Below are 18,022 nucleotides of genomic sequence, written 5' to 3' on the forward strand. Positions count from 1 at the left end.
GAACGGCCAAGATGCCTACTGGAACGATGTCTGGTGTTGGCCCAGAGCGTCGTTTCGCTGCTACGCAACCCGTCAACTATCGGGGCATGGCGGACACTGACAAGCTGTCCGTCCAGCGGGTTTATGAGTTCGCGGCCTCGTCTCTAGGCCGCAGCCTGTGCCTGATCGCCATCGAGCAAGTGGCAGGCAGCGAAGCGCCCGGGCGAATGCTCGACGAGCCTCGGCGTCTCCACCCGGCAACGGCCGAATGCTTTCGGACAGCGCGATGCAAAGCTGCAACCCGCCGGGATGTCGATCGGGCTCGGCGGCTCGCCCTCCAGCAGGAAATCGGAGGGATCGAACGGCTTCTCTTCCAGAGTCGGAGCCGCCGACAGCAACGCCTTGGTATAGGGATGCTGCGGATCGAAGAACAGATCATGGTTGTCGGCGATCTCGACCATTTCGCCGAGATACATCACCGCGATCCGCGTGCAGACCTTCCGCACCATCGCCAGATCGTGCGAGATGAAAACGTAGGTGAGGTCGTTCTTTTCCTGCAGTTTCGAGAACAACTCGATCAGCCTGCCCTGCTCGCGCTGGTCCAGCGCCGACAAGGTCTCGTCGAGGATCAGGAGCTTGGGATCGAGAATCAGGGCTCTTGCGATCGAGATGCGCTGGCGCTCGCCGGTCGAGAGCGCGTTCGGCAGCTGATCGTAGAGCTCCGCGGCGAGACCGACTTCGGCCATCGCCGCGATCACCCGCTTCCGCAAATCGGCGCGCGGGACCCGGCTGCGGATCAGGAGACTCTCCTCGATCATGCGGCCGACCGTGGTACGCGGCGGCAAGGCATTGTAGGGGTCCTGCAAGAGAAGCTGGAACTCGTTGCGCTTGCGGATCAGGTCCCGCGATGACAGCGCGCCGAGCGAGGTCCCATTCAAGACGATACTGCCGCTGTCGGGCGTCTCCAGCCAGGCCAGCAGACGGGTCAGGGTCGACTTGCCGCAGCCGGATTCACCGACAATGCCGAAATTCTCGCGCGGCATGATGTCGAGCGTCACGCCACGCACGGCCTGCACATTGCTGTAAGTGTTGAAGCTGCCGCGCTTGCGGGCGCGATAGGTGCGATGGACGTTCTCCACCTTCATCAGCGGGGCTTCGCCTTGAGCCTGACGGCGAGCAAGCGGGCCCTCCGCCGTCTCCCACATCCGTGGCACGCTCGCGATAGCCTTGCGCGCGTAGTCGGATTGCGGCGAAGCCAACAGCTCCTCGAATGGCTGTTGCTCGACGAAGCGGCCCTGGTACAGCACGGCCGTCCGGTCTCCGAACTGGCCGAGTGTCGGCAAGGAGGACGACAGGTAGATCGTCGCCATCTTGTGCCGCATGCAGAGGTCATGGAGCAAAGCCACGATCTGCGCGGCAATGGTGACGTCCAGCGGCTGGGTCACGTTGTCGGCGATGAGCACGGCGGGTTCGGCACAAATGGCGTCCACGATCATCGCGCGCTGCATCATGCCGCCGGAGAATTTCGACGGGTAGTCCCAGTAACGTTCCTTTGGCGACGGGATTCGGACCTCGCCGAGCAGCTGCATGACCCGGTCACGACACTCGCGTCCGTTCCATTCAGGCCTGACGCTGTGCAGCTTCTCCGCGATCTGGACCCCGACCGGCACCGTCGGATCCAGCGAACTCTGCGGCTTGGAGCCGATATAGGCGATGTCGCGTCCGATCCGCACTTCGCGCGCACCGGCACCGAGGATGTCGTGTCCGGCGAAGGCGACCCGTCCGGCGCGATATTCCAGGCTCTCCGGCAACCAGTTCGCCAGCGCGCGGCTGAGCACCGTCTTGCCCGCACCGCTCTCCCCGTAGATGCCGAAAATCTCCGACGTGCTGAGGCTGAAGCTGATGTGATCGAGAATCGGAGCCGACCCCGGCGTCATGGCGCCGACCGTCAGATCGTCGATTTCGAGAATGCGCGAGAGATCCATCTCAAAGACCTCCATAGATGCGGTTGCGCGCCTTTTCCAGCGCCGAGCCCATGAGATTGATCGAGGTGAGCGCGACGGCGAGGAAGATGCCCGGGATGGTCCCGATCCACCAGGCATTGAGCAGGTATTTGCGGGAATCGGCGATGATGCTGCCAAAGCTTGGAGTCGGCGGCTGAATGCCGAGCCCAAGGAAGCCCAGGATCGCCTCGAATATCATCATGCGGGCAACGTCGAGCACCGCGACGAAGGCAATCGGCGGCAGGATGTTGGGTGCTGCGAATAGCAACAGGATGCGCCAATCTCCGGCCCCAAGCACGCGCAGACCACGCACATATTCCTTGCCGCGCTCGGCGACCGCGGCACTGCGGGCCACGCGCGCGTACAGCGGCCAGCCGGACAGCGCCAGAACGATGATGATGGTCGGGACAGTCGGCCGCGACACGCCGAGAATGGTGATCGCCAGGATAATCATCGGAATCGAGAGCTGGGCGTCGGTGATCCGCATGATGATGGTGTCCCACCACTTGCCCTTGAAGCCTGCAAACAGGCCGAGACCGCAGCCGATGATGAAGATCAGGAGGACCGTGACGATGCCGACCAGCAGCGAATAGCGCAGCCCGATCAGGCTCCGCATCAGGATGTCGCGGCCGAGCTGATCCGTGCCCAGCACGTGATCCCAGGTCCATTTGTCGCCCAAATAGACCGGCGCCAGGAACTTGTCCTTCACCACCATCTTGGTGGCACTGACCGACGACACCTCGGGATAGATCGCGGATGCGAGCAGCAGTGCGATGAAGACGAAGAAGCCGACCTTGAAGCTCGACATGCCCCAGGCTGCAGCCAGTATCCTCCGATTGACAGACCGGATGCGCGCCAATCGAGGCTCGGGCTCCGCAGCAATGACCGTGGTGGCCGTCATGGTCAGATCTCCACGCGCGGATCGATGAGATAGGCGACCAGATCCACGATGATATTGATGAAGACAAACACCGCGCTGGTCGTGATGGCGATGCCCTGGATCACCGGGAAATCGCGCCCGACGACAGACACGACGGTCAGATTGCCGAGACCCGGATAGTCAAAGATGTATTCGATCACCAGCACGCCGCCGATCAGGGTCGAAAGCTGGATCCCGAGCAGGTTGACCAGCGGGACCGCCGCATTGCGCAGAGCATGGGAATAGACGATGCGGCGGCGCGACAGGCCGCGAACCCTGGCTTCATCGATGAACGGCGCCTGCATCACTTCGCCGAGTGACGTCGTAAGCGTCCGGATGATGAAGGGCGCGATCTCCACCGCCAGCACCAAGGCCGGCAGAATGACATAGGAGAAGCCCTGGTAGCCGAGCGCCGGAAGCAGCTTCAGCTTGATCGACAGAAACAGGATCAGAACGATCGCGAGCCAGAAATTCGGGATCGACACGAACAGCGATTGCATGCCGAACGCCAGGGCGTTCTGCCATCGATGCTGATGCAGGCCGCCGGCTATTCCCACCGGGAACGAGATCAACAGCGCGAACAACAAGGCCATGCCGCCCAATTGCAGCGTGAATGGCAAACGCTCGAGAATGAGGTCGGTCACCAGCGCCATGTCCGACTTGGTCGGATCGACATATTGTCCGCCGGCGGCAATCATGCCGCTACGCGGCCGCAGATAGGATTGTCCGAGGTCGCCCTGGAGCAGACCGCGCATATAGCGGCCGTATTGGACGATGATGGGATCGCGCAGCCCCATCTTGGTCGCCACCTTCTCGACCACGTCGGGTGGTGCCATGCCACCGACGATCAGACGGACGGGATCGCCTGGAACCACGCGCAACAGCGTGAAGATGATCAACGAGGTGATGAAGACGATCAGGAGGCCCTGCGCGATCCGCTTGACCAGGAATTCCAGGATCAACATCGGGAAGAGCTACCCTTGCATTCGTCGGGGAGTACCGGCAGGTCGGACAAGTCCGACCTGCCGGAGCAATCATCATGCCAGTGTGGCCTTGGTCATGTCCTGCATGCCGTTCGGGTAGATGTAGAGGCCGTCGAGCTTCTTGCTGTAGGCGTGGATGAAGACCGACGTGAACAGCGCAAGTGCCGGCGCCTTCTTGGCGATGGTCGGCAGCGTCTCGGTCTGGAGGATCTTCTTGCGCTCCTCGATGGAGGTGGCGTTGCGCTCCTTGTCGAGCACCGCGTCGATGTCCTTGTCGACGATGCCGGTAATACGCTTCGACGACGAGTGGAAGTGGGTGCGCAGCACAAGATCCGGCTCAGGCGACCCTGTGCACCAGCCGCAGTCGATCATATTGCCTTCACCGCCACCCGGCTTGTCATAGAGCAAATTGCCCCAAGCCGCGACTTCGAGGGTCTGAAGATTGACTTTAAAGCCCTGCTCCTGAAGCATGCCGGTGATCAGTTCGGCATATTCCTTGGTCTTCGGATAGAAGCCGACCGAGGTGTAATAGGTGAGCTCGGGAAGGCCCTGGCCTTTCGGGAAACCGGCTTCCGCCAGCAGCTTCTGGGCCTTGGCTGGATCGAATTCCGGATAATCGGCGACCTCCGTATAGCCGAACTTCACCGGCGAGATGTGCGCCTTGGAGTAGGTTCCGGAGACGCCGAGCACTTCCAGCACCTGTTTGCGATCGATGGAGTGGCACGCCGCTAGCCGGATGCGCGGATCGTCGAACGGCTTTTTGGAGCAACGGAAGAACAGATATTTGTTCTCGACCGACACCGCCTTGTGGATGTTGAAGCGAGCATCCTTGGAAATCGTCTCGACCTGCTCCTGCTCCAACCGCTCGATAATGTCCGCCGAGCCGTTCAGCAGCGAGAGCGTCCGGGTCGTAGTGTCGCCGACGAAATGATATTCGACGCCGGGAATCTTCGGCGCGCCGAGGAAGAAATCGGCGTTGGCGGTGAGAACGGTCGTGTCGCCCTTCTGCTCGACGTATTTGTATGGCCCGGTGCCGTTCATGCGAGCCGACAACTGCGCCTTGTTGGCGATGTCCTTGGCAGACATGATCGGTAGGAACGAAGAGAGATAGTAGTAGAGCGCCGCCGGATAAGCGTGCGCCTTGGTATTGATGCGGCAGGTGAAATCGTCGACGACGTCAATGGTGACGAGGCCCGGATACCACTGCGCCGGCCGATCGGGCTGGCAGCCATACTCGTAGGTCGCCTTGACGTCGGCTGCCGTAAACGGCGTGCCGTCATGAAACTTCACGCCCTTGCGAAGCTTGACCTCCATCGTGGACGCATCGATCGGCGTCATGGACTCGGCCAATTCGAAGATCAGCTCGTCCGGCTTGTCCGGTTTCATCGGCGCGCGCGTCAGATAGCCGAACACGAATCCTTCGACGATCAACTGACCGAGATTGGTGTGCGTGGTCGGATCCCAATTTCCAGACAGCGCTTCCGCGCCGAGAAATCGCAGTGCCTTGCCTTCGGCTGCAAAGGCGGAGTTCACTAGAAAATCGGGATTGACCCGTCCGAAGCCAAACGCTGCGGCACCGGCAAGCCCACCTAACATCACGTCTCTACGGTTGATCATGTCCTAATCCCTCGATGATTTTGGCAATGCTGAAACTGCTGCCGAGGGCGCGGGGCACTCAGCCGTTTCGATCGTGTCGCGCAACTTGCCGCAACTTGCCTAGCCGCAACTTGCAAAGCGTAGACCAAAGCCCGTGCTTGCCCGATTCCTGCTGCTCCACGATTCCGTTGCTGACACTCCCGGATGCGACGATTGCGCGCGGCGGCTCCTGATCACCTGGAGCGCACCGCCCAACTCCGAGGCAGCCACGCCTGTCCACTGTGCAGGACAGGAATGATGGACGCACGGAACAGCCGCTCAGTGACGGTGAGCCTATAATTCCCATGTTTCGAAATGAGCGGAATCCCGGCCTTGAAGACACAGGAGTCCCCGACCCTGATCGAACAGGCGCTCGCGCATCTCGGCACCGCAAAGCACGAAACGATCATGATCGGCGACCAGGTCGCAACCGATATCGCGGCCGGCAACGCCGCGGGCCTGCACTCCATCCTGCTCGCCAGCGACGTCCCGTTCAATACGGCCGCAGATATCGTCCCTGATCGCATCGTGTCGAGCCTTCTTGATCTGCTCGACGCCCCTGCCAAGCGGACCGGTCCACTCTCATGATGACTCCGAGCTTGATCGCGCGCATGCAGACCCAGCTGGGCGCATCATTGCCGCTCTGGGGTCTCGCTTCACAATCGACGCTCTCCTTCCTCAGCCATTCCGAGAACACGACGTCGCCCGTAACGGATCCGGATTGCTCATTTCCCTTCAATCCGGCCGTTTCCTCTCAAGTCTTGCCTTCACTCAAGTCTTGCCTTCGCCCCTGTCTTTTAGCTCCAGTCCTGCCGTCGCTTCAGTCTTGCTGTTCTGGGACTCCAGAGCACGACAATCGACGTTGCCCCGCCACGATGCGTTCCCGGAATGTCACCGTCATCATAATTTCAGATATCCGCGAACGATATTTCGAATTTTACAAGCGTCTCCCGCAACGCAAAACTCCGTCTGTGATTGGCGGCGAGTGAGAAGGCGTTGAGATGACTTCCGGTGGCTTGGAGTTGGGCGCTCGCGACGTCAGCGTCCAATTCGAAGGCTTGAAAGCACTGTCCAAAGTCGCGCTCAACGTTCCGCGGGGACGCATCACCGGACTGATCGGCCCCAACGGCGCCGGTAAGACGACACTTATCAACGTGCTGACGGGGTTCCAGCCGGTCGGCACAGGGACCGTCGATCTGGAAGGCGAGATGCTCAATGGCATCCCGCCCCACAAGCTTCGACGCAAGGGCGTGGCTCGCACATTTCAGTCCGGCCGACTTTTCCGCGACCTGCCGGTCGTGGACAATCTCGAGGTCACGGGCGTGGGCATGGGCCAGACGCGGCGCGAGGCGATCGCGGAGGCCGAGCGCGTGATGGCCTGGCTTGGCATATCGCATCTCGGCAGCACGATCGCAGGCGCCCTGCCCTACACAGACGAGCGCCGCGTCGCCATCGGCCGCGCCATCATGTGCACGCCACGTTATTTGCTGCTCGACGAACCCGCAGCCGGCATGTCCGAGCATGAAAGCCACGACCTGGCCGTCATCATCAGGCGGATCGCGACTGAACTCGGCGTGGGCGTGCTGCTGATCGAGCACAACATCGGCCTCGTGCTCGAACTCTGCGAGCGCATCTTCGTGCTCGATTCCGGCGAGATCATCGAAGTCGGCGCGCCGGCGCAGATCCGCAACAGCGACGCGGTCCGGCACGCCTATATGGGCACGCAGCGCGACGAAGTGATCACGGCGCCCGCGGCCGAGATGGGCGCCGCATCATGACGCTGCTCGCCGTCGACGACATCACCGTCAGCTACGGACGCCTGACGGCGTTGCGCGGCGTCACGCTGAAGATCGCCGAAGGTGAGGTTCTGTTCGTGACAGGCCCCAACGGCGCAGGCAAGTCGACCCTGCTGAACGCGATCGCCGGCGTCGTGCCGGCGGGCTCGGGCTCCATCACCATGGACGGCGCCAACGTGACGGGTGCCTCGCCGGAGGACATCGCCCGGCGCGGATTTTCGCTGGTGCCGGAAGGACGCAACGTCTTCGGCGCACTGAGCATCGAGGAAAATCTGAAGGTCGGCACCGGCATGCGAGCCGACAGGCACAGAATCGCCGGCGACCTGGACTCCGTCTACGCCGAATTCCCGATGCTGGCCGATCGCCGCCACACTGCGGCTGGCATGCTCTCCGGCGGCCAGCAGCAGATGCTTGTCATCGGTCGTGCGTTGATGACGGCTCCGCGCATCATGGCCATCGACGAGCCTTCGCTGGGACTTGCACCCAAGATCATCGATCAGGTCTACGAGATCCTGGTGCGGCTACGGGCGCAGCGCAAGCTGACGCTGCTGATCGTCGAGCAGAGCTCGACGCGCGCCATGATGACCGGCGGACGCATGATCCTGATTCGCGGCGGACGCATCGTCCTCGAGGGCACCGCGGCCGACATGATCAAGGACGAACGTCTGAAGCAAGCCTATTTCGGCTTCGGAGACCACTGAGAATGACGGCGGTTCTGCAGATCATCTTCGACGCACTGAGCCTCGGCAGTCTCTATGCCCTGGGTGCCCTCGGCATCGCGCTGATCTTCGGCGTCATGCGGCTGGTCAACTTCGCCCATGGCGACTTCATCGCCTTCTGCGTGTTCGCAATGCTATGGCCGTCGATCGATGCAACCGCGGTCGTTTTCGCCGGCATGCTGCCGTTCTATCTCCTGATTCCACTGTTGCTGATGATCGGCGCGACACTGTCCATCCTGTCGGAGATCGTCGTATTCCGCCGTTTCCGCAACACCAATCCGGCGACGATGATGATCGCGTCCTTTGCCCTCGGCTTCGTCATCCGGCACTTGATGCTGATGCTCTATTCGAGCCGCCCGAAGTCGATCACGCTGTGGCCAAGCCTCGGCCTCCCGGTCGATTTTCTCGGCGCCCACATCCCGATGCTCCAAGTCGTGACCATCGTCATCACGCTGGCCGCGCTCGCTGTGCTGGTGCTGTTCCTCAAGCGCACGCGCTATGGCCTCGAAATGCGCGCCGCAGCCGAAAACTTCACCATGGCGCGCATGCTCGGGGTCCGTGCCAACGGCGTCATCCTGCTGGCCTTTGCCATCAGCGGCATGCTGGCCGCGGCGATCGGATTGATCCTGGCCACCATCTCCGGCACCGCCGACATCAACATGGGCGCCAACGTCATGCTGATCGCCTTCATCGCCACCGTGATCGGCGGTCTCGGCAGCGTGCCCGGTGCCGTCGCCGGCGGCTTCATCATCGGCGCCGCCAGCGTCATCTTCCAGGCGACACTGCCGCACGACGCGCGCGTCTTTCGCGATGCCTTCGTCTATGGCGCGGTGATCGTCGTCCTGCTGGTGCGGCCGCAAGGCCTGTTTGCACCGAAATCCGCCAAGCAGAGGGTCTGATCGATGCCAAAGCGGCCGTCCGTCATCCGGCAAACGATGCTGACACCGATCGTCCTGATCGTCGTCCTGCTCGTTATGGCTGCGCTGAGCTATCAGTTCGGCAGCCGCGCATTCAACCGGACCGCGGTCGAGATGTTCATCAACATCATGGTTGTCGTCGGCCTCTACGTGTTTGTCGGAAATTCGGGCCTGCTGTCGTTCGGGCACATCAGCTTCATGTGCCTCGGCGCCTACATGACCGCATGGCTCGCGATCCCGCCCGTGATGAAGTCGATGACGCTCAAGGGACTGCCGGCCTGGCTGCTGCACACGCAATTGCCGATGTGGGTGGCCACGCCGATTTCGGGCGTGTTCGCCGCCCTGTTCGCGCTCGTCGTCGGACGCGTCATCATGCGCCTGTCGGGGATTGCCGCCTCGATCGCGACTTTCGGACTGCTCGGCGTCATCAACAACGTCTATTCGAACTGGGATTCGGTCACGGGCGGACAAGGTTCGATCGTCGGCATCCCGCCGACCATGAATGTGTGGATCGGCTGGCTGGGTGCCGCAGTCGCGATCGCGATCGCCTACCTCTACGCGATTTCCCGCTCCGGGCTCGCGCTTCGGGCCACACGCGATGAGTCCGTTGCCGCCAGCGCCTCGGGTATCGACATTGTCCGCGAACGGCTGGTCGCGTTCGTGGTCAGCGCCTTCATCATCGGCATCGCCGGTGCGCTCTACGCGCACTTCCTCAGCATCGTCAACCCCGGTGCCTTCTATCTGCGGACGACCTTCATCACCCTCTCAATGCTGGTCGTCGGCGGCATGTACAGCCTCAGCGGCGCCGTCACCGGCGTCGTCACGATCTCGGTGCTGATCGAATTGTTCCGCAATCTTGAAAAAGGCATCAGCCTTGGCGCAATCAAGGTCGCACTGCCGAACGGGGTCCAGGAGATCGCGATCGGCATCATCACCATCGTCATCTTGATGTATCTGCCGACCGGTCTCACCCGCAACCAGGAGTTCTCCTGGCGCGGATGGCCGATGCTGCGACGTTTGTCACGCCCGGTGCGGACGGCGATGAAGGAACTGAACTGAAGTTCACTACACAACTGGAGGAATGGTTATGCGTCTTGCGAGAATACTGGGTGTCCTGACTGGAGTGTCCGCACTCTGGTTCGCACCGGCCAAGGCGGCCGACGGGATCGTCATCGGATTTGCGACCGCAGCGTCAGGCTTCATGCAGGCCTATGATAAGCCGGCACAAGATGCGGCAATGATCCGCATCGACGAGATCAACAAGGCGGGCGGCTTGCTCGGCAAGAAGATCAAGGCCGTCTTTGCCGATACCAAGACCGACCAGGCCGAGGGCGCCAAGGCCGGCCTTGCCGTGCTCGACCAGGGCGCAGATCTCGTGGTCGTCTCCTGCGACTACGATTTCGGCGCGCCGGCGGCACTCCAGGCGCAGGCGGCCGGCAAGGTCTCGTTCTTCCTCTGCGCCGAGTCGATCAAGGCCGGCATCCCCGGCGTCGGTCCCTACTCGTTCTCCGGCTCCGTTCTGGCGGCCGTGCAGGGCGCGACCATGGCGGAATGGGCCTACAACAAGAAGAATGCCCGCAGCTTCTACCGGCTGCTCGACAGCTGGACCGTCTACAACAAGGGCATCTGCGACGGCTTCGACTGGATGATGCCGAAGCTGAAGGACGCGACGCTGGCCGGAAGCGACACCTTCAAGAATGATGATGCTTCGATCGCGTCCCAGATCACGCGCATCAAGAGCCTGCCGAAGGAGCCCGACGCCATCATGGTCTGCACGATGATGCCGGGCGCGGTGTCGGCCATCAAGCAGATCCGGGCCGCCGGCATCAAGTCGATGATCCTCAACGGTTCGAGCATGGACGGCAGCTACTGGCTGAACGCCATTCCGGATCTGTCGAACTTCTACGTTCCGGTGCAGGGCTCGATCTACGGCGACGATCCCAATCCGAAGGTCAACGAGTTCAACAAGAAATACAAGGACGTGACGGGCGGCGATCCCTCCAGCCAGTACGTCTATCCCGGCTATGTCCTGATCGACGTCTGGGCCAAGGCGGTCGAGCACGCCAAGACCACCGACGCTCCGGCCGTCGTCGCTGAACTGGAAAAGATGAACAACGAGGCCACGCTGTTCGGGCCGCGCACCTTCAACAAGGACATCCACCATCAAAACCAGGGCCGTTACCTGATCATCGACACCGAGGCCGGCAAGCCGAAGATGGTCGATCAGTGGACCATCTCGGAGAAGATCCCGGTCGACTATCTGGTGTCGAAGTAAATCGGCAATGCGCCGCCCGCGGTGCCTGTCGCACCTGCGGGCGGCCGTCCCCCTTGGATCGAACGCAAGCCGTTGAGAGGAAACAGGAGAATGGTCGTGATTAATTGCGACATGGGCGAGGCCTATGGCCTCTACAAGATGGGCGACGACAAGGCGCTGATGCCCCACATCGATGTCGCCAACGTGGCTTGCGGCTTCCATGCATCCGACTTCAATCACATGCGGCAAACGGTGCAACTCGCCAAGCAGTTCGGCGTCAAGGTCGGCGCCCATCCGTCACTGCCGGACTTGCAGGGTTTTGGGCGGCGGGAGATGAAGATCGACCGCGAGGAGTTGACGAACTGCCTGCTTTATCAGATCGGCGCGCTCAAGGCATTCCTGGATGCCGAGGGCCTGCCGCTCAATCACATCAAGCCGCACGGCGCCCTCTATGGCATGGCCGCGCGCAGCGAGAACATCGCGGAGGCCGTCGCCGATGCCGCTGATGTCTATAAGGTGCCGCTGCTCGGCATGAAGGGTACGCTGCATCAGATGGTCTACGAGCGGCGCGGCCATACCTTCGTCGCCGAATACTATGCCGACCTCGACTACAATGCCGACGGCAGCCTCATCATCACGCGCGAGCACGAGGCCAAGGATCCGGCCGATGCGGCGTCGCGGTGCACGCGAGCCGTGAATGAAGGCAAGACCCGGTCGGTGGCCGGCAACGACGTCCTGGTCGGAGCCGACTCGATCTGCATCCACTCCGACACGCCCAATGCCGTCGCGATCGCGCACGCGGTTCGCGAAGCCGTCCGCCCCTATCTCACCGCGCGGTGAGAACGACCCGAAGAAGCGAACGACCAGGAGGACCCCATGGCAACTCAACAGATATTCTCGCCGCTGCCGGGCATATTCTATCGCAAGCCCGCGCCCGACAAGCCGGACTACAAGTCCGACGGAGATACCATCACGGAGCACGACACGATCGGTCTCATCGAGGTGATGAAATCGTTCAACGAGGTGAAGGCCGGCGCAGCGGGCAAGATCCTGCGCTTCCTGGCCGAGAACGAGGAGGCCATTATGGCGGGCCAGCCGATTGCCGAGATTGACGTTTGAGACGGTTCGCGCGTTCATGACGATCCAGAAGCTCCTCATCGCCAATCGCGGCGAGATCGCCGTCCGCATCATTCGTGCGGCGCGCGAGCTCGGTATTGCGACCGTCCAGGTCTACAGCAAGGCCGACAAGGACTCGCTTGCCGTCCGGCTGGCCGACCAGTCGATCGAGATCGGTCCGCCGCAGGCTTCAAAATCATACCTCAACCAGGCAACGATCCTCGCCGCCGCCGGGACGACCGGCGCCGACGCCATCCATCCCGGCTACGGCTTCCTGGCCGAGAACGCCGAGTTCGCGGCCGCGGTCGAAGCAGCGGGGCTGATCTTCGTCGGCCCGACCGCGCAATCGATCAGGCTGATGGGCGACAAGGTCGCGGCCCGGGAGGCTGCGCAAGCCGCCGGCGTGCCGACCGTCCCCGGCAGCGCCGGACGCCTGGAATCTGCCGACGCAGCCTTCGCATTGGTCGAGAAGACCGGCTTTCCCGTGATGATCAAGGCCGCGGCCGGCGGTGGCGGACGCGGCATCCGCATCGCGCGTTCCGCCGAGGAATTCCATCATTTGATGCCGCAGGCACAGGCGGAAGCACTCGCCGCCTTCGGCGATGGCGGGCTCTATGTCGAGAAGCTGATCGAAGGCGCGCGGCACATCGAGGTACAAATCCTCGGTGACGGGCGCGACGTCATCCATTGTTTCGAGCGCGAGTGCTCGCTGCAACGACGCCGTCAGAAGGTCTGGGAAGAGGCGCCCTCGCCGTCGCTGACGCCGGCCGTTCGCGACAGACTGTGTTCGTCGGCGGTCGCGCTCGCCAAGGCCGTCGACTATCGCGGCGCCGGAACGCTCGAATATCTCTATGACGACCGCAGTCACGAATTCTACTTTCTGGAGATGAACACGCGGATCCAGGTCGAGCATCCCGTCACGGAGATGGTCACCGGCATCGACCTCGTCTGCGAGATGATCCGGATCGCCGGCGGCGAGCCGCTCCGCATTCGCCAGGACCAGGTTCGCGTCCGCGGTCATTCGATCGAAGTCCGCATCAATGCCGAGGATCCCGCGAAGGGCTTTCTCCCGAGCCCCGGTACAATCAGCGCGCTCAGCGTGCCCAGTGGTGAAGGCGTGCGCTTCGACAGCATGCTTTATCAGGGCTACACGGTGCCGCCGTTCTACGACAGCCTGCTCGGCAAGCTGATCGTGCACGACGAGGACAGACCGCGTGCGATCCGGCGGCTCGAGCGCGCTCTTGCCGAGCTCAGCGTCGAGGGCCTGGCGACGACAAAGCCCCTGCATCAGGCGCTCGCGCGAGATCCCGACGTTCAGGCCGCGCGCTTTCATACCGCCTGGCTCGAGCCATGGCTGGAAAACCATGCGTCGTCGCTCGGCACCGCGGCGCCGTCACCGACCGCCAAGGTCGCGCAATGACCGCGAGAGAACCCGCCCCGTCAGCAACAGGAGGCCGCTAGTCATGCAAACCCGATTTTCCTACGGCGGCGATGAGCACATCTTCGCCGAGGTCGCTGAGTCCATGTCACTGGAGGCTTTCTTCAAGGGCCTGTTCGTCACCAATGCGGTGCGCGACGCCAGGATCAAGGGCGTGACCGAGATCTGCCCGGCCAATGCGTCCTATCAGGTCAAGTTCGATCCGGATCAGATCAAGCCCGACGACCTGCTTGCCGAGCTGAAACAGCTGGATTCCGCATCTGAAACATCCGCACCGGTCATCAAGACGCGGATCATCGAAATCCCCGTGCTCTACAATGATCCCTGGACGCACGACACCCTGATGCGCTTCCGCGAGCGCCACCAGGATCCGAACGGTACCGATCTCGAATATGCTGCGCGCATCAACGGGCTCGACGGGGTCGACGCCTTCATCAAGGCGCATTCCAGCGCGCCATGGTTCGTCTCGATGGTCGGCTTCGTCGCAGGCCTGCCGTTCCTCTACCAGATGGTGGAGCGCCAGCGGCAGATCCAGGCGCCGAAATATCTGCGCCCACGCACGGACACGCCGAAGCTCACGGTCGGGCACGGCGGATGCTTCAGCTGCATCTATTCGGTACGCGGCGCCGGTGGCTACCAGATGTTCGGCATCACGCCGATGCCGATCTACGATCCCAACCAGAAGATCAGCTATTTGCGCGACTTCATGTGCCTGTTCAAGCCGGGCGACATCGTGAAATGGAAGCCGATCGACCGAGCGGCCTATGACGCTGCCGTGGCCGATGTCGATGCCGGCCGTTTCGCGCCTGTTATCCGCGACGTTTCGTTTTCGCTAACCGAGTTCAACAACGACATCGACGCCTATAACCGCAAGCTCGAGGGGGTTCTCCATGGCAATTAAAGTCTTGAAGCCCGGCCTTGCCACCACCGTGCAGGACCTGGGGCGTCCCGGCTACTATCACATCGGCATTCCGCTCTCAGGCGGCATGGACCGTCACGCGCTTGCCGCGGCAAACCTGCTCGTGGGCAACGAGGAAGGCGCTGCGGTCCTCGAGGCCGTATTCATGGGGCCGGAGCTCGAATTCACCGATGACGCCCTGGTCGCAATCACCGGAGCCGAGCTGCCGCCGAAGCTCGATGGCGAGCCGCGCGAGACCTGGACGAGCTTCAAGGTGAAGCGCGGCCAAAAGCTGTCCTTCGATTTCCTCAAGCAGGGCGCCCGCGGCTATATTGCAATCGCTGGCGGCATCGACGTGCCGCTCGTCCTGGGCTCCCGCTCCACCTATGCGCTCGGCGCACTCGGCGGCTTCAAGGGCCGGAAGCTCGAAGCCGGTGACGAACTTCCGATCGGCAAAGCCGGTGCAGCCGTCAGGGATGGCCGCACAGTCGCGAAGGAGCTGCGCGGCCTGCCGGCGGCGATGCCGACCGAACTGCGCGTGATGCCCGGGCTTTACTGGCACCGCATCACCGAGACGGCCGGCGTTGGGTTTTTCGGCGACACCTGGAAGGTCGCACCGGAAGCTGACCGGATCGGCTACCGCTTCAAGGGCGGCAAGCCGCTCGAATTCGTGCCGCGCGAGCCGCCCTTCGGAGCCGGTTCTGATCCCTCCAACATCACCGATGCCTGCTACCCCTACGGATCAATCCAGGTTCCCGGCGGCACTGAGCCGATCGTGCTGCATCGTGATGCGGTCTCGGGCGGCGGCTATTTCATGGTCGGCACGGTCATCGCAGCGGACATGGATTTGATCGGCCAGCTCCAGCCCAACACTCCGGTGAAGTTCGTCAAGGTCGGGATGGATGAGGCCCTTGCGGCGCGCAAGAGCCGGGCCGGCTTGCTGGGCAAGCTTCGCAGTGCTCTATTGGCGTAGGCGCTGAAGGGCCGTACGGTATCTGCGCCCCCGGTCGACCAAGCTCCGATACGGCGCTTGGTCGCTCTGACCGTCCGCTATTCCACTATTGTGTTGCTCAAGTTGCCCGCGCGCAGACTAGGCACGGGAGTTGCATTGAAATCCTTTGCGCCCAAAAGCAGCGCTCAACCGCTCGTGAGTTAGGTAAAATCAAAATATCGGATCGACCGTGATGTCCGTTTCTCTGAAACAAATCCGCTATTTCGTCGCCGCCGCCGAGACGGGGCGTATCAGCCAAGCAGCCATCGACCTGAATGTCTCGCAATCCGCGGTCACCGCCGCGATCCAGCAACTCGAAGCCATCGTCTGTGCCCGCCTGCTGGAGCGCACCCCGACCGGCGTGACCGTCACCATGGAGGGCAACCGGTTCCTGTCGCAAGGACGCCAGATCCTTGCTTCAGTCGCCGAAGCCGTCCACGGGACGCATATGTCCGCCGGTCCGCTGTTCGGAACGGTGCGCATTGGCGTCACCTATACCGTTTCCGGTTATTTTCTGCCGCGGCATCAGATGCGTTTCCAGGCAAGCTTTCCCGGGATCACAGTCGAGCTGTTCGAGATGCCGCGCGACGTGCTCGAACGCGCCGTCGTCGACGGCGCGCTCGACCTTGCGGTCATGCTGGTCTCGAACCTGCACAACAACGCCATGCTTGCGAGCGAGACGTTGTTGCGGTCGCCGCGCCGGTTGTGGCTTTCTCCCGATCATCCACTGACACGCGCCGAGCGCGTCCATCTCGCTGAGATCGCGACCTACCCTTACGTTATGCTCACCGTCGACGAAGCCAAGCACACGTCGATGCGCTACTGGAATGCCTTGTCGCTCGAACCGCGAACGATCTTCCGCACCTCCTCCGTCGAAGCCGTCCGATCCATGGTTGCGGGCGGAATGGGCATTACCATCCTGTCCGATCTCGTCTACCGGCCCTGGTCGCTCGAGGGCCAGCGGATCGAGACCCGCGTCATCGAGAACGAAGTGCCCAGCATGGACGTCGGACTGGCCTGGCGCCGCGACAGCGAATTTTCCGATGCTGCGAAAGCGTATCGCGATTTCATGCGCTTTGCCGTGGCGGGGGTTGGTCCGGCACGTCCTCCGGTCGGCACCGACCACCGACAACGATCGGACGAGGCCATCGAAATCTGAGATATCGGCACCCGCTTATTTCGATTTGACGCCGTCATGTCGTCCTCGCCAAGCTTGGGCCGATCACGGCGGTCGGCGCGATGAAAGAGCGCAAGGCCCGAACGGGCGATGGCAGGGACGGAGTGCGGCATGCAGGCCACTTATGCGACCAGCAATGTTCCCTCGCAAAATCGGCGGCATTTCTGGCAGGACGTTGTCTCCAAGACATACTTCCCGCTTGATCTTGTCTTTCCCGGCGGCCGCGACTTCCACGCGAGCCTGGGCGCCTGGTCCATGGGCCCTCTCTCGGTCTCCCGCAATGTCTCGAATGGCCTGCTCTACAGGCGCCACGAACGGCACCTCGTGAACGAGCGGGAAGAATGTTTCCTCATCACGGTCCCGGAGCTCGCCGAAATCCGCTTCGAGCAGGACGGCAAGGATGTCCGGTGCCGGCCCGGCGCATTCGTGATCGAGCGAAGCCATCTGCCCTATGAATTCAGCCACGATGATCCGGCGGCGCTCTGGGTGCTGAAGATCCCAAGCGCCGTCTTGCGCGCAAGGATATCCCGTCCCGAACGCCTCGCAACCCTGCAATTCGACGCCAACCGCAGCGTGGGTGCACTGTTCGTCGACACGCTGCGGCTTGCCGGCGACCGCATCGCGGACATGGACGAGGCGGCCCGGGCCGTGATGGGCAAGCATCTCATCGATCTCCTGGCGATGGTGATCGAGTCGGATGACCGCGTGCTGGTGGGCCATTCCTCGTCCGTTCGCAACGGCCACCTCCATCGTTGCGAGCAGTTCATTCGCACGCGTCTCGACGACATGCGACTCACGCCGCAAATGATCGCGGACGGCTGTGGCATCTCGCTCAGATATCTGCATCAGGTTTTTGAGGGAGAAGGCATCACCGTTTGCGCCTATATCCGGAACCAACGCCTGTCAATGTCCGACGCCATGCTGCGCGATCCCGGCTGCCGCAAGAGCATTTCGGAAATCGCCTACCTGTGGGGGTTCGGAGACCAGGCGCAGTTCAGCCGGAATTACCGCAGCCGGTTCGGCTGCACCCCGAGCGAGGCTCGCGCGGCGGCGCGCACCGCCCCTTGCCTGAAAGCTCATTCGCGCGCCTGACCGACCTTTAGGCATCCGGCAGCCGGCGCCCGTGCGGCGGTCGTTGGTGCTCTCTCGCACAAATCTTCCTGCGCTCAGCGTCAAGAATTGCCGCCCCTGATCTGC

General features: G+C 62.5%; 17 protein-coding genes. 13 read left to right on the top strand and 4 right to left on the bottom strand.

The features are described 5' to 3' along the window. Positions 1-143 precede the first annotated feature (143 nt). From ABIC09_RS13665 to ABIC09_RS13680, 4 genes are all read right to left on the bottom strand, one after another. The gene (locus tag ABIC09_RS13665; RefSeq protein ID WP_354109577.1) at positions 144-1,964 is read right to left on the bottom strand and encodes an ABC transporter ATP-binding protein; all 1,821 of its coding nucleotides are present in this window, start codon (positions 1,962-1,964) and stop codon (positions 144-146) included. Position 1,965: 1 nt separating this feature from the next. Continuing rightward, a complete protein-coding gene (locus ABIC09_RS13670; RefSeq protein WP_148749128.1) occupies positions 1,966-2,883 on the bottom strand; it encodes an ABC transporter permease in 918 nt (305 codons plus the stop codon). A gap of 2 nt (positions 2,884-2,885) precedes the next feature. Continuing rightward, the gene (locus ABIC09_RS13675) at positions 2,886-3,866 is read right to left on the bottom strand and encodes an ABC transporter permease (protein WP_354032135.1); all 981 of its coding nucleotides are present in this window, start codon (positions 3,864-3,866) and stop codon (positions 2,886-2,888) included. A gap of 72 nt (positions 3,867-3,938) precedes the next feature. Continuing rightward, entirely contained in the window at positions 3,939-5,501 is a 1,563-nt protein-coding gene (locus ABIC09_RS13680) for an ABC transporter substrate-binding protein (protein ID WP_148749130.1), read from the bottom strand. Positions 5,502-5,852: 351 nt separating this feature from the next. Here ABIC09_RS13680 and ABIC09_RS13685 point away from each other — a divergent pair, with 351 nt between their 5' ends. From ABIC09_RS13685 to ABIC09_RS13745, 13 genes are all read left to right on the top strand, one after another. Then, a complete protein-coding gene (locus tag ABIC09_RS13685) occupies positions 5,853-6,107 on the top strand; it encodes an HAD hydrolase-like protein (protein ID WP_354109578.1) in 255 nt (84 codons plus the stop codon). Positions 6,108-6,520: 413 nt separating this feature from the next. Then, positions 6,521-7,297 (top strand): ABC transporter ATP-binding protein, encoded by a 777-nt coding sequence (locus tag ABIC09_RS13690; RefSeq protein WP_354109579.1) that lies wholly within the window; start codon positions 6,521-6,523, stop codon positions 7,295-7,297. Further along, positions 7,294-8,016, top strand: a complete 723-nt coding sequence (locus ABIC09_RS13695; protein ID WP_354109580.1) for an ABC transporter ATP-binding protein — start codon at positions 7,294-7,296, stop codon at positions 8,014-8,016. The genes ABIC09_RS13690 and ABIC09_RS13695 overlap by 4 nt, the downstream gene beginning before the upstream one ends. Positions 8,017-8,018: 2 nt before the next feature. Then, positions 8,019-8,933, top strand: a complete 915-nt coding sequence (locus ABIC09_RS13700) for a branched-chain amino acid ABC transporter permease (protein WP_354109581.1) — start codon at positions 8,019-8,021, stop codon at positions 8,931-8,933. A 3-nt stretch (positions 8,934-8,936) separates the two neighbouring features. Then, complete coding sequence (locus tag ABIC09_RS13705; protein ID WP_354032130.1) at positions 8,937-10,010, top strand: branched-chain amino acid ABC transporter permease; 1,074 nt, start codon at positions 8,937-8,939, stop codon at positions 10,008-10,010. Between the two features lie 64 nt (positions 10,011-10,074). After that, complete coding sequence (locus ABIC09_RS13710; protein ID WP_354109582.1) at positions 10,075-11,226, top strand: ABC transporter substrate-binding protein; 1,152 nt, start codon at positions 10,075-10,077, stop codon at positions 11,224-11,226. Between the two features lie 90 nt (positions 11,227-11,316). After that, the gene (locus tag ABIC09_RS13715) at positions 11,317-12,045 is read left to right on the top strand and encodes a LamB/YcsF family protein (protein WP_148749136.1); all 729 of its coding nucleotides are present in this window, start codon (positions 11,317-11,319) and stop codon (positions 12,043-12,045) included. Between the two features lie 36 nt (positions 12,046-12,081). Next, the gene (locus tag ABIC09_RS13720; protein ID WP_148749137.1) at positions 12,082-12,324 is read left to right on the top strand and encodes an acetyl-CoA carboxylase; all 243 of its coding nucleotides are present in this window, start codon (positions 12,082-12,084) and stop codon (positions 12,322-12,324) included. 16 nt (positions 12,325-12,340) lie between these two features. Continuing rightward, a complete protein-coding gene (locus ABIC09_RS13725; protein WP_354032128.1) occupies positions 12,341-13,741 on the top strand; it encodes an acetyl-CoA carboxylase biotin carboxylase subunit in 1,401 nt (466 codons plus the stop codon). A gap of 43 nt (positions 13,742-13,784) precedes the next feature. Continuing rightward, complete coding sequence (locus ABIC09_RS13730; RefSeq protein ID WP_354109583.1) at positions 13,785-14,660, top strand: 5-oxoprolinase subunit B family protein; 876 nt, start codon at positions 13,785-13,787, stop codon at positions 14,658-14,660. Beyond that, complete coding sequence (locus tag ABIC09_RS13735; protein ID WP_148749140.1) at positions 14,650-15,630, top strand: 5-oxoprolinase subunit C family protein; 981 nt, start codon at positions 14,650-14,652, stop codon at positions 15,628-15,630. The genes ABIC09_RS13730 and ABIC09_RS13735 overlap by 11 nt, the downstream gene beginning before the upstream one ends. Positions 15,631-15,841: 211 nt before the next feature. Next, entirely contained in the window at positions 15,842-16,807 is a 966-nt protein-coding gene (locus ABIC09_RS13740) for a LysR family transcriptional regulator (RefSeq protein WP_354085714.1), read from the top strand. 129 nt (positions 16,808-16,936) lie between these two features. Continuing rightward, on the top strand, positions 16,937-17,917 hold the full coding sequence (locus ABIC09_RS13745; RefSeq protein ID WP_354085715.1) for an AraC-like ligand-binding domain-containing protein: 981 nt from the start codon (positions 16,937-16,939) through the stop codon (positions 17,915-17,917). Positions 17,918-18,022: the final 105 nt, after the last annotated feature.

The organism is Bradyrhizobium sp. S3.12.5, assembly GCF_040548225.1.
In the GTDB taxonomy this organism is placed as follows: domain Bacteria; phylum Pseudomonadota; class Alphaproteobacteria; order Rhizobiales; family Xanthobacteraceae; genus Bradyrhizobium; species Bradyrhizobium cytisi.

Coding starts and splice junctions, on each gene's coding strand:
- ABIC09_RS13745 (WP_354085715.1), top strand. CDS start 16,937: ATGCAGGCCACTTATGCGACCAGCAATGTTCCCTCGCAAAATCGGCGG.
- ABIC09_RS13680 (WP_148749130.1), bottom strand. CDS start 5,501: ATGATCAACCGTAGAGACGTGATGTTAGGTGGGCTTGCCGGTGCCGCA.
- ABIC09_RS13730 (WP_354109583.1), top strand. CDS start 13,785: ATGCAAACCCGATTTTCCTACGGCGGCGATGAGCACATCTTCGCCGAG.
- ABIC09_RS13740 (WP_354085714.1), top strand. CDS start 15,842: ATGTCCGTTTCTCTGAAACAAATCCGCTATTTCGTCGCCGCCGCCGAG.
- ABIC09_RS13670 (WP_148749128.1), bottom strand. CDS start 2,883: ATGACGGCCACCACGGTCATTGCTGCGGAGCCCGAGCCTCGATTGGCG.
- ABIC09_RS13700 (WP_354109581.1), top strand. CDS start 8,019: ATGACGGCGGTTCTGCAGATCATCTTCGACGCACTGAGCCTCGGCAGT.
- ABIC09_RS13695 (WP_354109580.1), top strand. CDS start 7,294: ATGACGCTGCTCGCCGTCGACGACATCACCGTCAGCTACGGACGCCTG.
- ABIC09_RS13735 (WP_148749140.1), top strand. CDS start 14,650: ATGGCAATTAAAGTCTTGAAGCCCGGCCTTGCCACCACCGTGCAGGAC.
- ABIC09_RS13725 (WP_354032128.1), top strand. CDS start 12,341: ATGACGATCCAGAAGCTCCTCATCGCCAATCGCGGCGAGATCGCCGTC.
- ABIC09_RS13715 (WP_148749136.1), top strand. CDS start 11,317: ATGGTCGTGATTAATTGCGACATGGGCGAGGCCTATGGCCTCTACAAG.
- ABIC09_RS13720 (WP_148749137.1), top strand. CDS start 12,082: ATGGCAACTCAACAGATATTCTCGCCGCTGCCGGGCATATTCTATCGC.
- ABIC09_RS13705 (WP_354032130.1), top strand. CDS start 8,937: ATGCCAAAGCGGCCGTCCGTCATCCGGCAAACGATGCTGACACCGATC.
- ABIC09_RS13675 (WP_354032135.1), bottom strand. CDS start 3,866: ATGTTGATCCTGGAATTCCTGGTCAAGCGGATCGCGCAGGGCCTCCTG.
- ABIC09_RS13690 (WP_354109579.1), top strand. CDS start 6,521: ATGACTTCCGGTGGCTTGGAGTTGGGCGCTCGCGACGTCAGCGTCCAA.
- ABIC09_RS13665 (WP_354109577.1), bottom strand. CDS start 1,964: ATGGATCTCTCGCGCATTCTCGAAATCGACGATCTGACGGTCGGCGCC.